Genomic DNA, 12,916 nt, shown 5'->3' on the forward strand with positions numbered 1-12,916 from the left:
CCCCTCAGCGGCGGACGCCGAGCGCGGCCTGGCGGCCCATCCGGTCGCCGTAGAAGGCCGGCTCGGCGCCGGGGCGCCACGGCAGCGCGGCGACGAGCACGATCAGGGCCAGCGCCAGCGAGTTCTCCATCAGGGCGCCGAAGAGGCCGTCCTGGTAGTGCGACACCTCGGGGAGCTGGTGTTCGTACGGCCAGATCGGGGAGACCAGGAAGAGCAGGTAGAGCCCGATCGCCGCGACGCCGTGCCGGAGCCCGGTCAGCCCCGGGTACCAGATCGGCGGGCGCAGCCCGTTGACCCCCGGCAGCCCGCCGTACGCGCCCTGGCCGGCCCGCTGGGCCAGCCCGCGGCTGGCGTCCCGGCGGCGTACGGCGGCGTCGGCCAGCACGATGATCGCGGGGATCACCCAGACCAGGTGGTGCGTCCAGGAGATCGGGCTGATCACGTTGGCGGTGAGGCCGACCAGCGTGAACGCGGTCAGCTCGTCGCCGTCGGCGCGCGCGTTGGCGGCGCGGGACAGGCCGAGCGCCAGCATCAGCACCGCGAACGCCAGCCAGAGCAGGCCGGGCGTCTCGATCGAGTCGTAGAGCCGGGCCAGCAGCCCGGCCAGCGACTGGTTGGGCGTCATGTCGGCGGCGCCGACCCGCTCGGTCTGCCAGAGCACGCCGCCGAAGTAGGCCCGGGACTCGGTGCCGACGACGGCGAAGGAGCCGAGGGTCACGGCGATCACCGTGCCGACCGCGGTGGCCGCCGCCCGCCACTGTCGGGTGATCATCAGGTAGGCGATGAACAGGGCCGGGGTCAGCTTGACCGCGGTGGCCAGACCGATGCCGACGCCGGCCCACGCGCCGCTGTAGACGAAGCGCAGCAGCGGGCCGTCGGTCTCGGCGACGTGGGTGCCCCGGCGGGACCGCCAGCGCAGGCCGATCAGGTCGGCCATGATCAGTGCGAAGAGGAGCAGGTTCACCTGGCCGTAGCCGAGGGTTTCCCGGGCCGGCTCGATGGCGACCGCCAGCGGCGTCGCGATCGCCACGGTGAACGGGAGCGGCCAGCCGAGCCGGTCGACGATGGGGCGGAGCAGACCGGCGAGCACGACCGCCAGGGCGGCGATGCTGGCGAGCGCGTTGACCATCCCGGCCAACTCGACCGGCAGGTGCGCCATCGGCAGCATGACCAGGCCGCCGAACGGCGGGTAGGTGAAACCCAGGGTGGTGCCGGGTGCGATGAACTCGTAGAGCTCGTGACCGCTCGCCCACCACACCACCGCGCCGTGGTAGATCTTCATGTCGAAGAAGTTGTACGGCCGCCCGAAAGCGCCGATGGCGAGCCATGCGGCATAGGCGACGGCGGCCACGAAGCCGGTCCGTACGACTGTCCTACGATCGATCCCACGCGTTACGCGACGGACTGGGGCGAGGCGGTCCACCCTCCTACCGACGGTCGCCGGCATGGCGTGGCCACCCCCGTACCAAGGTCGTCCTACCCGTCCAGGTCCGGTACGGAGCCTAGAACGGCGCCTCACGTTAATGCCTCCCGCGTTATGCGACCGTGTCCGATCCCACACATGTTTTTGACATTTCCACCGCGTTAACGCCTACCGGGTGGTTCAGGTAATTCGTGGCGTTGGCGGGTGGTGGACCGGCGGAGGGGAGGTATCGACGCAGGTCAGCCGGGGATTCGTCGGGCCGTCGCTGCCGATCGTACGGCGATCCGGGCCTCTCTGCGGGCGGTACGGACGGCTCGCTGCACCGAACGTCGGGAGTGGCCGATCCGGTGGCCGGTCCGCCACCGCAGGCCGGGCTTGCCGCCGGTGTCGGCGGCGGCGAGCAGCAGCCCGCCGAAGAGGCCGATGTTCTTCAGGAAGTGGATCTGGTTGTTGTTCCGCGCTCCCGGGTCGTCGTTGTTCCAGAAGGGATGCCCGGCGATGGTCACCGGGACCAGCGTGCCGGCGAGGACCAGCGCGGCCGGCCGGGCGAACCTGCCGGTGGCGAGCATCAGCCCGGCACCGACCTGCACCACCGCGTTGACCCGGATCAGCGTCTCCGTGTCGGTGGGGATGCGCGGGCCGGCCTTCTCCAGTAGCGGGGTCACCCGGTCGGTCAGGGGCTTCGCGGCCGAGACCAGCCGCCCCGGGTTCTGGAAGTTGTGCAACCCGCTGACCACGAAGATGCCGCTCAACATGGCGCGGGCGAGGGAGCGTACGGGTTTCATGGGTCAGTCATACCCCGTCACCGGCCCGGTTACCCCCGCAACCGCCGATCCGGATCGGCCCACGTGGACCTTCCCGGGCTGGTCGCCACGCCGACCCGGCGAGGTCGCGCCACGCCGATTCGAGCGACCGTCGCTGATGGACCGCCGACGAGGGGTAACGTCCCCCGCGTGACGACGCTGCGGCTGCGACCCGAGGACCCGGCCGACACCGGCGCGGTCCGTCGCGTGCTGGCCGCCGCCTTCGCCCGGCCCGACGTGGCCACGCCGCCCGAGGTGGGGCTGGTCGACGAGCTGCGCGGCAGCGACGCCTGGCTGCCGGAGCTGGCGATGGTCGCCGAGTACGGCGGCGAGGTCGTGGGGTACGCCCTGCTCACCCGGGTCCGGGTGAGGTCCGACGACGCCACCGCCCCGGCACTGGCCCTCGGCCCGGTGGCGGTCGCGCCGCACCGGCGGCGGATCGGGCTCGGCGCGGCGGTGGTCCAGGCCGGCCTCGACGCGGCCACCGAGCTGGGCGAGCGGCTGGTGGTGGTGCTCGGCGACCCGTCCTACTACCACCGCTTCGGCTTCGGCCGGGCCGACCGGATGGGGCTGACCAGCCCCTGGTCCGGCCTCGGCGACCCCTGGCAGGCGCTGGTGCTCCCGCCGACCACCGGCGGCGAAGGGCCGTCGCCGCGCGGCGAGGTCCTCTTCCCCCCGCCCTGGTCGAAGGTCTGACCCGCGCCCACCCCGCCCGTCAGGCCGGCTGGGTGCGCAGGTAACGGCCGAAGTGGGGGACGGTGAAGGCCACCGTGCCGCGCTCGCCGGAGTAGATGAGGCCCTTCTTGATCAGCGCGTCCCGGGCCGGGGAGAGGCTGGCCGGCTTGCGCCCGAGGGTGCGGGCGATCTCCGCCGTCGGCACGGCGGCGTCCATGTCGTCCCGCCCGCCGCCGTCGACCTCGCCCTCCACCAGGGACAGGGTGGCCATCGCCCGCATGTACTCGCGCTCGGCCGGAGTGGCCCGCTCGAACCGGGAGCCGAAGAAGCCGACCGCCAGTTCGGCCTCGGCCTCGGGCGCGGCGACCCGCACGTCGGCGGCGGTGATCGGCGAGCGCGGCGCGTGGTCCCAGGTCGCCTTCCCGTACGCCTGGACGAAGTACGGGTAGCCGCCGGACTTCTCGTAGAGCAGGTCGAGCGCCTTCTGCTCGTACTCGACCTCCTCGCGTTCGGCGGGCGCGCAGAGCGCCTGGTCGGCGGCGATCCGGTCGAGCCGGTCGATGCGCTGGTAGCGGAAGAGCCGCTCGGAGTACGACTTGGCGGCGCTGAGCACGGCCGGCAGGTGCGGCAGCCCGGCACCGACCACGATCAGCGGCGCGCCCAGTTGGGACAGCTCGTGGCAGGCGGCGCAGAGCGCGGAGACGTCCTCCGCGCCGAGGTCCTGCATCTCGTCGATGAAGACGGCGATGCCGGTGCCGACGTCGGCGGCCACCGCGGCGGCGTCGGTGAGCAGCTCGACGAGGTCGATCTCGATGTCGCCGGAGTCGGCCCGGCCGCTGGCGGCGGGCACGTCGATGCCGGGCTGCCACCGGTCGCGCAGCTTCGGGGCGGCGCCGCCGCGACCGGTCGGCGCGGACCGTTGGGCGAACGCCTTCAGCACGCCGAGGAAGGCGTCGATCCGGTCCGGCGCGCGGTGCCGGGGCGCGAGTTCACGGACGGCCATGTGCAGCGCGGCGGCGACGGGGCGGCGCAGTGACTGGTCCGGCCGCGCCTCGATCTTGCCGCTGCCCCAGAGGTGGTTGATCGCCTGGGACCGGAGGGTGTTGAGCAGCACCGTCTTGCCGACCCCGCGCAGGCCGGTGAGCATCAGGCTGCGTTCCGGCCGCCCGCGGGCGATGCGCTCCAGCACGACGTCGAAGACGTCCAGCTCGCGCCCCCGCCCGGCCAGCTCGGGCGGACGCTGGCCGGCGCCCGGTGCGTACGGGTTGCGGACCGGATCCACGCATCGCACAGTATCGGGCCGTCTAGCTGCGGGGCTAGACATCCGTAGATGGGGCTACCGGCGTGTCGGGTCGCGGCGGCGGCCGGATCCGGGGTCGAGACAAAACTAGGGCTGTCTAGCGTCGATGCTAGACAGCCCTAGTTTTGGTAATCAGCGCTTCTTCAGGCAGAGCACGTAGTCGAGGAAGTCCACCGAGTTGTCGTGCACGTAGTTCGCCGTCGACTTCGGTGCCCGGGTCTTGCACTTGTCACCGTCGCTCGTGCCCGGGATCCGCAGCAGCACCTCGTACGTGTTGGGGCCGCAGGGCACCTTCCGCAGCTCGGCGTCGGTGGACGTGCCGTCGTTGACCACGCAGTCGCCCTTGGCGAAATCGTCGTCGTCGTCCTCGGTCGGGCTCGGCTCCGCCGAACTCGGCGCCGCGCTGGGCTCGTCGGTCGGCTCGCCCGTCGGACTTGCGGGGGCACTCGTCGCCGGTGCCGAGATCGACGGGTCGTCGTCCTCGCCGGCCTGCCAGACCGCCCAGCCGGCGATCCCGAGGCACGGGCAGAGCAGGAGCACCACCACCAGGCCGATGATCAGGGCGATCTTCCCGCCGCCCTTCTTCGCCGGCGGAGCGGGCGGCGGCGTCCCGTACCCGCCGGGGGTCGGCGCCGGGGCGCCCCACTGGGCGCCGGGCGCCGGCGCGGGCGTCGGGCCGGCCGGCGGGAACGGCCCGGCTGGCGGATAGCCACCCTGCTCCGCCGACGGCTGACCCCCCGGCGGGGGCGGATACCCGGCCCCGGAGGTGGGCGGCGGCGGGTAGCCCGACCCGGAGGACGGGGGCTGCGGGGGGTAGGCCGGTCCGGGGGCCGGAGGCTGGCTCCACATCGGCGTGGTCGGCGGCTCGGCGGCCGGGCCGGGCTGGCCCCACTGCGGGGCGGCGGGCGGTTCGCCACCCGGCTGCGGCTGGCCCCACTGCGGGGCGGACGGCGGTTCCCCGCCGGGCTGCGGCTGGCCCCACTGCGGGGCGGACGGCGGCTCCGCGGCGGCCGACGGCGGCTGCCCCCACTGGGGCAGCGTCGGGTCGATGGGCGGCAGGCCCCCGGGATTGTCGGCCGGGCGCTGGTAGGGGTCGTCCGGCTGGCCGGGTGATCCGTAGGTTGTCATCTCTTCCCCAGGGGTGCGGTGGTTCAGCGCTGCTTCAGGCACAGCACGAAGTCGAGGGTGTCCAGCTCGCTGTCGAAGAAATACCAGTTGGTGTAGCCGTCGACCTTGGCGCACTTGGCCGCGGCGTCCTTCTCGCCGCTGGTCGCGCCGTCGATCCGGCGTAGCACCTCGTACGTCTGCGGGCCGCAGTCACTGATCAGCAGCTTGGGCTTGCCGCCGGTCGGACCGTCGTTGCGTACGCACTGCCCCGCCTCGACGAAGCGGGGGTCGGCGGAGGACTCGGGTGCCGCGGCACTGGCCGCCGGGGCGCTCGCCGGTGCCTCCGGCGCCCCGGACCCGGCGGCGGGCGCCGGCCCGCTCGGCGTGGCCACCGGCGCCTCGTCGTCCTGGCCGAGCAGGTAGAACACCGCCGCGCCACCGACGAGGACCAGCATGGCCACCGCCGCCAGCACCGCGGCCACCGGCCCCCGGGCACGCCGGCGTTCCGGCGGCGACGTGGTGCCCGGCGCGTACGGGGAGGGGGGCGCGGAGCCGGGCCAGGAGGCGTACGGCGGCGCGGCGGGACCGTGGTCGTAGGCGGGAGGCGGTGCCCCCTGCTGGTACGGCCCCGGTCCGTGACCCGGGTCGCCCCGCCGGTACGGCTGACCGCCGTACCCGGGCTCCGGCGGTGGGTACGTGGCGTGCGGATCGTCCCACCCGCCGCGCCCGGGCGAGGCGGCCGACGGGCCGTACGCCTCGTCCGGCTGCCGCCCACGCCACGGTGCCGGGTCCCCCCGACCCGGTGGTGGTCCGTAGTTCGCCATGCACGTCTCCCGCGTGAGTGGTGAGAGGCCGGCCACCAACGAGGGACGCCGACGCCCAGGCCACCGTAGCGTGTCCACCGATGAGACCACGCCCACCGATTCCGCCACCGGTCGCCGAGCCGCCCACCGGGACCGACCCGGGCACTGGGGCACGCCGGGCGGTCGCCGCCACGCCGGCCCTGGTCTGGACCGCCCTGCTGCTGGTCTACGTCGTCTGGGGCTCCACCTACCTCGGCATCAGGATCGTCGTGGAGTCGATGCCGCCGCTCGGCTCGGCGGCCGCCCGGTTCGCCGCCGCCGGTCTGGTGCTGGCGATCGTGCTGCGGCTGCGCCGGGGCCCGGGCGCGCTGCGGGTCGACCGGCGGCAGCTCGGCTCGGCCGCGCTGGTCGGGGTGCTGCTGTTGGCCGGCGGCAACGGGCTGGTGGCGCTCGCCGAGTCCGGCCCGCCGGGCGTCGCGGTGCCCTCCGGGATCGCCGCGCTGCTCGTGGCCACCGTCCCGCTGCTGGTGGTGCTGCTGCGTACGGTCACGGGCGACCGGCCCCGGTTCTGGACGTTGGCCGGGGTGACGCTGGGCTTCGTCGGCCTGGTGCTGCTCGTGCTGCCGACCGGCGGGGCGGACGCCGTACCGCTCGCCGGGGCGCTGACCATCGTCGCAGGCGCCGCCAGCTGGTCGATCGGCTCGTTTCTCTCCGGACGGATCCGGATGCCCGCCGACCCGTTCGTCGCCACCGTCTACGAGATGTTCGCCGGGGCGGCGGCACTCGCCGTCCTCGCCGTGGGGCGCGGCGAGCTGCACGGCTTCGACCCGGGCCAGGTCACCGGCCGGTCGTGGCTCGCGCTCGCGTACCTGATGGTGGCCGGCTCGCTGGTCGCCTTCACCGCGTACGTCTGGCTGCTGCACCACGCCCCGATCTCGCTGGTCGCGACGTACGCCTACGTCAACCCGGCGGTCGCGGTGGCGCTCGGCGCGCTGTTCGTCGCGGAGCCGGTCACCGCGCAGGTGCTGCTCGGCGGCGCGGTCATCGTCGCCGGGGTCGCCCTCGTCGTGAGCACCGAGAGACCCCGACGTCCTGTCCAGGGGGCCGCGCCGGAGCCGTCCCGCCGGTAGCGTCCGGCCCGTGTCGGGCGGGCTGGTGGCGTGCGCGGCGCTGCTCGGCGGCGTCGCCGGCCTCGCCGCGCTCCGGGTCGCCCGCCACTGGACGGGCCGACCGGCGTCGACCCGGCCGGGGCCCGCCGTCGGGGCGGTGGCGTCCGCCGTGACGGGCCGACCGGCGTCGACCCGGCCGGGGCCCGCCGTCGGGGCGGTGGCGTCCGCCGCGACGGGCCAGCCGGGTCGGCCGGCCGACCGCGGTGGGCCGGCGGCCCCCGCCCGGGCCGCTGGCGTCGGCCCGTCCACCGGGTTCGGCGCGGTCGCCGGGGCGGTGGTGGGCGCGGTCGTGTTCGCCGGGCTCGCGGCGGCCCTCGGCGGCGACCCCGTCCTGCCGGCCTTCCTCGGGCTGGCGGCGGTGGGGCTGGTGCTGGCCGTGGTCGACCTGGCCTGCCTGCGGCTGCCCGACCCGCTGGTGGGCGCGGCCGCGCTGGTCGTCGCCGTCGGCCTGACCGGCGCGGCGCTGCTGGCGGGGGCCCCGGAGCGGCTGCTCGGCGCGGTGGCGGGGGCCGGGCTCTGCTTCGCCGGGCACGCGCTGCTGGCCCTGTTGCCCGGCTCGCGGCTGGGCTTCGGCGACGTGAAGCTCGCCGCCGTGCTGGGCCTGCCGCTCGGCTGGCTGGGCTGGTCGCCGCTGGCGCTCGGGCTGCTCCTGCCGCACCTGCTCAACGGCGTGGTGGTGCTCGCCCTGCTGGCCGCCGGCAGGGTGCGCCGGGACACCCCTCTCCCACTCGGCCCGGCCCTCCTCACCGGCGCCTGGCTCGCCACCCTCACCCCCTGACCCGCGCGTTCCCTCAGATGAGGCGGAGTTGGTGGTCTCGGGGGCGGCGGGGTTGGGCTTCGCCGAAGCGTTCGAAGAGGCCCGGGTCGATGGCGTCGAGGAACGGCGACGGGGAGCACTCGCGCTCGTTGCCCTGCCGGCTGCGGCGGGCGGCGTGGGTGACGTACAGGCGGTCCTGGGCCCGGGTCAGCCCCACGAAGAAGAGCCGCCGCTCCTCGGCGATCGCGTCGTCGTCGGGCGTGCTGCCGGGCCAGCGCAGCGGGAGCAGCCCGTCCTCGGCGCCGACCAGGAAGACGACCGGGAACTCCAGCCCCTTCGCGGCGTGCAGGGTGAGCAGGGTGACCGCCTCGGCGCGCGGGTCGAGGGCGTCCACCTCCGCGCCGGTGGCGAGCTGGGACAGGAACAGCGGCAGGTCGTCGCCGCAGCGGCGGGCCAGCGGGGTGAGCAGGTCGACCGCCGCCCGGACGTCCTCCGGGCGTACCGCGCCGGCGCCGTCCAGCGTCGGCACGGCGAAGCGCTCCGCCAGCACCTGACCGGCCAGCCGGACGCGGGCGGCCAGCGAGCCGTCGAGCCCGTCGGCGTGCCGCAGCTCGCGGGCGATGGCCGCCACCCCCGGCCGGTCCCGCAGCCGGTCGTGCGAGCGCTTCTGCACCGGGATGTTGGCCCGCGCCAGCGCGTCCACGATCGGTGCGGCCTGCGCGTCCGTGCGGTAGAGCACGGCGATGTCGGAGAAGGAGAGCGAGGTCGACCGGCCGTCGATCCGCCCCGAGTCGAGCGACCGGTGGGAGAGCCCGCCGACCAGCTCGTCGACGGTGCGTACGACGAAGTCGGCCTCGTCGGCGACGGAGGCCGCGGGGTAGCGGCCGACCAGCGGGGCCTCCGGGTCGAGCCGGGCCGGGTCGAGCCGGCGGCCCCGGACCAGCGACGACGGCGCGATTGCCTGCACCGCGGCGGCCAGGATGGGGGCGGAGGAGCGGTAGTTGCGGTTCAGCCGCACCAGCCGGGCGTCGGTGAAGTCCTGCGAGAAGCGCAGGAAGTAGCCGACGTCGGCGCCCCGGAAGGAGTAGATGGCCTGGTCCGGGTCGCCGATCGCGCAGAGGTTGCCGTCGGCGGGGCTGAGCAGGCGCAGCAGCTCGTACTGCACCTCGTCGACGTCCTGGTACTCGTCGACGAAGATCCACCGCCAGCGCTCCCGGTAGCGCTGCACCAGCTTCCGGTCGGCCCGCAGCAGCGCGACCGGCAGGGTGAGCAGCTCGTCCAGGTCGACCAGGTCCTGCTTGCGCAGCAGCGCCGCGTAGCCGGCGTCGTCGGCACCGGCCTCGGCACGGGCCTCCGCCCGCTGGGCGTCGTCGGCGATCCGGAAGTCCGCCGGCAGGCCGACGGCGTCGGCGTTCTCCCGCAGGATGGTCAGCCCCAGCGAGTGGAAGGTGCCGACCGTGACGTCCTCGGCGACCGGCCCGAGCAGGCCGTCGAGGCGGTGCCGCAGCTCCTCGGCGGCGCGCCGGGTGAACGTGATCGCCAGGCACTGCTCCGGGAAGACGTTCAGCTCGGCGCAGAGGTAGGCGATCCGGTGGGTCAGCGTCCGGGTCTTGCCGGTGCCGGGCCCGGCGACGATGAGCAGCGGCCCGCCGGGCGCGGAGGCGGCCACCCGCTGCATCGCGTCGAGCCGGTCCAACAGGCCGGTGCCGACCTCCTCCATGCCCGCGAGCATCGGCTCGAACGGCTCGTGCGGCGAGGGCGCCGGCGCGATCGGGGGCGGCGGCGTGGCCGGCGCGGCCTTGCGCTTCGGCTCGGCCTTGGCTGCCGCCGGGCGCTTGGCCCGCGGCTTCGGCGCCGGCTCCGCGGGGGTGCGCTGCGCCGGCACGGGTACGTCGAAGAGGGTCTCCTGCGCCGTCGCCGCGCCGCCACCCAGCTCGGCCGGGTCGAACAGGGTGATGACGCCGTACTCGCCGTCGTAGCCGGGGACCCGGCGGACGTCGCCCCGGCGCAGCCGGCCGATGCCCTCGGCGAGCAGTTCCCCGCCGACCCGGGCGATCTCGGCGAGCGGGGTGGTGGTGAGGATCTCCAGCTCCGGGCCGAGCGCGGCGAGCAGGTCGTTGAGCTTCCCCTCGACCTTCTTCGAGCGGGCGCCCACCTTGTTGATCTCGCCGAGGACCTCGGCCAGCGGCACGAGGTGGGTGACGTCCCTGGCGTGCGGGGGCCGGTGCCCCGCCGGACGGTCGGCCAGCTCCTCCACCCGGCTCAGCACGCCGACGGTCAGCGGCTTGTCGCACTCCGGGCAGCGCCCGCCGGCGGCCCGGGTCCGCTCCGGGGACCAGTTGACCCCGCAGAGCCGGTGCCCGTCCGCGTGGTACTTGCCCTCCTCGGGGAAGAACTCGATGGTCCCGGCCAGCCCGTCGCCGGTGCGCAGCGCGTCCCGGACGGCGAAGTAGTCCCGGGCGGTGGCGAAGACGGTGGCCTCCCGGGCCAGGGCGGGCGGCGAGTGCGCGTCCGAGTTCGACACGAGCTGGTAGCGGTCCAGGCTGCCGACCCGCCAGTTCATCTCGGGGTCGGAGGAGAGGCCGGTCTCCACCGCGAAGACGTGGTCGGCGAGGTCGGCGTAGCAGTCGGCGATCGCGTCGAAGCCGGATTTCGAGCCCAGCGCGGAGAACCACGGCGTCCAGATGTGCGCGGGCACCAGGTAGCCGTCGGCGCTGGCCTCCAGGGTGATCTCCAGCAGGTCCCGCGAGTCCAGGCCGAGGATCGGCCGGCCGTCCGAGCCGAGGTTGCCGATCCGCCCGAGCGCCGTGTTGAACCGCGCCACCGCGTCCAGGTCGGGCAGGTAGATCAGGTGGTGCACCTTGCGGGTGCGGTCGTCCCGCTTGTAGATCGTGGAGATCTCCACGCTGAGCATGAAGCGGACCGGGTCCGTCTCCGCCTCACTGGCCAGCCGGGGCGGCAGCCGGCGGGCGACGTCCCGCTCCGCCTCCGGGCTGAGCCGGTACAGGCCGGGCTCGGCGGGGTGCAGCGTCTCGCGCAGGTGGTCGTACCAGGCGGGGTGGGTGAAGTCGCCGGTGCCGAGCACGCCGATGCCCTTGCGCCGCGCCCACCAGGCGAGGTTGGGCAGGGTGAGGTCGCGGCTGCACGCGCGCGAGTACTTCGAGTGGATGTGCAGATCCGCGACGAACGGCGGGAGGCCACCGGAGGGTGCGGCGCTGAACGGAGGCACGCCGCATCCTGTCACGCCCGCTCGATTACCCGCCGGTCGCCACGCAGACCCGTGACCTGAGCGTCCGGTGCTGGACAAGCCGCCTGCCCCGCGCTATGGGTCAGCGGGCGCGGAGCTCGACCAGGGTGACCTGCGGCTCCGCGCCGACGCGCACCGGCGGGCCCCAGAAGCCGGCGCCGTTGGTGACGTACACCTTGGTGCCGTCGACCTCGCCGAGGCCGGAGACCACCGGCTGCTGGAGCTTCACCAGGAGGTTGAACGGGACCATCTGGCCGCCGTGGGTGTGCCCCGAGAGCTGGAGGTCGACGCCGAACTTCGCCGCCTCCACCGCGGCCACCGGCTGGTGGGCGAGCAGCACCACCGGGCGGCTCGGGTCGCGGTCGCCGAGCGCCGCCGCGTAGTCCGCCGGGGCGGCCAGCCCGGTGCCGGCGGCGGTCACGTCGTTGACCCCGGCCAGGTCGAGCACACCGCCCCGGGCCTGGATCTCCGTCCGCTCGTTCTGCATCACCCGCAGCCCGAGCCGGTCCACCTCCTGGACCCACTCCTCGACGCCCGAGTAGTACTCGTGGTTGCCGGTGACGAAGTAGCTGCCGTGCCGGGAGCGCAGGCCGCGCAGCGGCTCGGCCGCCTCGCCCAGCTCGGCCACCGAGCCGTCGACCAGGTCGCCGACGACCGCGACGATGTCGGCGTCCAGGCGGTTGATCGCGGCGACGATCCGCTCGGTGTGGGCCCGGCCACGCAGCGGGCCGAGGTGGATGTCGGAGACGGTGGCGATCCGCAGGCCGTCCATGCTCCGGGGGAGCTTGGCGAGCGGGATCTGCACCCGGTCGAGCCGCGGCGGGCCGAGCGCGGTGCGGATGCCGTACCCGGTGAGGCCCGTCGCGGTGAGCCCGGCGAAGATCGCCGCCCCGCGGGCGAGCAGCAACCGGCGGGCCGGGTCGTGGTCCGGCTGCGCGACCGCGCCGGCGGCCGGCGGATCGGCCGGCCCCGCCGCGCCGACCAGGGCGGGCTCGGGCGCGGCGGCGGTGGGCTCCGCGGCGACGGCCTGGCGGCGCAGCACCAGCCGGGCCACCAGCATCGGCACCTCCAGCGCCACGAGCAGCACCAGCAGGTAGAACATGACGGCGAGCCAGAGGTAGCCCGGCCACGCGAGCCAGTAGAGGCCCGCCTGGGTGCCGGCCATGGTCGCCGGTACGAGCAGCGCCAGCACCAGGGCGGTGATCCCGCCGATCCGCCGCCAACGCCCCGGGGTGGTGGTGTCGCGCACCAGCCGTTTCCAGAGGTAGAGGTGGATCAGGCCGGTGATCAGCGCCATGGTGGCCACGAAGGCCAGTGCCGCCAGCATGTGTGCGCCTCCCTCAGCCGCCCGCGAAGGGGGGCAGGACGTCGATCGTGGCCCCGGCCGGTAGCGGTGCCCGACGATCATGGCAGGTCACGCCGTCGACCAGGAAACTCGCCACCCGCAGCACGGCGGCGAGCTGCTCGCCGTGCCGCCCGGCGAGTTCCACGACGAGTTCGTCGAGGCAGCCGCCTCCGGGTGCGGTCTCCTCGGGCCGGCCGGCGGCGGCCCGCGCCCCGGCGAAGTATCGGACGGTCAGCGACGCCTCGACGTCGGCACCCTCGGCCGGTGACCCGGTGCGGGCTGTGCCG

At 75.0% G+C, this 12,916-nt stretch carries 10 protein-coding genes and 1 pseudogene; 3 read left to right on the forward strand and 8 right to left on the reverse strand.

The window, feature by feature from the left end; all coding sequences use genetic code 11:
• Positions 1-4 precede the first annotated feature (4 nt).
• Both ACGFZ2_RS25865 and ACGFZ2_RS25870 read right to left on the reverse strand, forming a co-directional pair.
• Positions 5-1,447, reverse strand: a complete 1,443-nt coding sequence (locus ACGFZ2_RS25865; RefSeq protein WP_393259481.1) for a glycosyltransferase 87 family protein — start codon at positions 1,445-1,447, stop codon at positions 5-7.
• A gap of 215 nt (positions 1,448-1,662) precedes the next feature.
• Positions 1,663-2,208 (reverse strand): DoxX family protein, encoded by a 546-nt coding sequence (locus tag ACGFZ2_RS25870; protein ID WP_393457708.1) that lies wholly within the window; start codon positions 2,206-2,208, stop codon positions 1,663-1,665.
• Positions 2,209-2,376: 168 nt separating this feature from the next.
• Between ACGFZ2_RS25870 and ACGFZ2_RS25875 the strand changes: the two genes are divergently transcribed.
• Positions 2,377-2,922 carry a GNAT family N-acetyltransferase gene (locus tag ACGFZ2_RS25875; protein WP_393457711.1) on the forward strand — a complete coding sequence of 182 codons (546 nt, stop codon included), beginning with the start codon at positions 2,377-2,379 and terminating at the stop codon, positions 2,920-2,922.
• Positions 2,923-2,941: 19 nt separating this feature from the next.
• Here the strand turns inward: ACGFZ2_RS25875 and ACGFZ2_RS25880 are convergent, their stop codons facing one another.
• From ACGFZ2_RS25880 to ACGFZ2_RS25890, 3 genes and pseudogenes are all read right to left on the reverse strand, one after another.
• Positions 2,942-4,183 (reverse strand): ATP-binding protein, encoded by a 1,242-nt coding sequence (locus tag ACGFZ2_RS25880; RefSeq protein ID WP_350702516.1) that lies wholly within the window; start codon positions 4,181-4,183, stop codon positions 2,942-2,944.
• Between the two features lie 150 nt (positions 4,184-4,333).
• Positions 4,334-4,762: a hypothetical protein gene (locus ACGFZ2_RS25885; protein WP_393457789.1), complete on the reverse strand. Its 429-nt coding sequence runs from the start codon at positions 4,760-4,762 to the stop codon at positions 4,334-4,336.
• 590 nt (positions 4,763-5,352) lie between these two features.
• Positions 5,353-5,865: pseudogene (locus tag ACGFZ2_RS25890) on the reverse strand (hypothetical protein); the annotation flags it as partial.
• 347 nt (positions 5,866-6,212) lie between these two features.
• Here ACGFZ2_RS25890 and ACGFZ2_RS25895 point away from each other — a divergent pair.
• Together ACGFZ2_RS25895 and ACGFZ2_RS25900 are read left to right on the forward strand one after the other, a co-directional pair.
• The gene (locus ACGFZ2_RS25895; protein ID WP_393457714.1) at positions 6,213-7,241 is read left to right on the forward strand and encodes an EamA family transporter; all 1,029 of its coding nucleotides are present in this window, start codon (positions 6,213-6,215) and stop codon (positions 7,239-7,241) included.
• Positions 7,242-7,251: 10 nt separating this feature from the next.
• Positions 7,252-8,058, forward strand: a complete 807-nt coding sequence (locus ACGFZ2_RS25900; protein WP_393259475.1) for a prepilin peptidase — start codon at positions 7,252-7,254, stop codon at positions 8,056-8,058.
• A gap of 13 nt (positions 8,059-8,071) precedes the next feature.
• On the opposite strand, the gene ACGFZ2_RS25905 is transcribed toward ACGFZ2_RS25900, so the two are convergent.
• The 3 genes from ACGFZ2_RS25905 to ACGFZ2_RS25915 form a co-directional block, all read right to left on the reverse strand.
• The gene (locus ACGFZ2_RS25905; protein ID WP_393457717.1) at positions 8,072-11,266 is read right to left on the reverse strand and encodes a UvrD-helicase domain-containing protein; all 3,195 of its coding nucleotides are present in this window, start codon (positions 11,264-11,266) and stop codon (positions 8,072-8,074) included.
• A 100-nt stretch (positions 11,267-11,366) separates the two neighbouring features.
• Entirely contained in the window at positions 11,367-12,611 is a 1,245-nt protein-coding gene (locus ACGFZ2_RS25910) for a metallophosphoesterase (protein WP_393457720.1), read from the reverse strand.
• 13 nt (positions 12,612-12,624) lie between these two features.
• The gene (locus ACGFZ2_RS25915) at positions 12,625-12,864 is read right to left on the reverse strand and encodes a MoaD/ThiS family protein (RefSeq protein ID WP_393260632.1); all 240 of its coding nucleotides are present in this window, start codon (positions 12,862-12,864) and stop codon (positions 12,625-12,627) included.
• Positions 12,865-12,916: the final 52 nt, after the last annotated feature.

This window comes from Micromonospora sp. NPDC048063 (genome assembly GCF_043202855.1).
Classification (GTDB): Bacteria; Actinomycetota; Actinomycetes; order Mycobacteriales; family Micromonosporaceae; genus Micromonospora.

Bases quoted from the DNA above. Each gene is read 5' to 3' on its own strand.
- ACGFZ2_RS25865 (WP_393259481.1), bottom strand. From the start codon at position 1,447: ATGCCGGCGACCGTCGGTAGGAGGGTGGACCGCCTCGCCCCAGTCCGT.
- ACGFZ2_RS25870 (WP_393457708.1), bottom strand. From the start codon at position 2,208: ATGAAACCCGTACGCTCCCTCGCCCGCGCCATGTTGAGCGGCATCTTC.
- ACGFZ2_RS25895 (WP_393457714.1), top strand. From the start codon at position 6,213: ATGAGACCACGCCCACCGATTCCGCCACCGGTCGCCGAGCCGCCCACC.
- ACGFZ2_RS25910 (WP_393457720.1), bottom strand. From the start codon at position 12,611: ATGCTGGCGGCACTGGCCTTCGTGGCCACCATGGCGCTGATCACCGGC.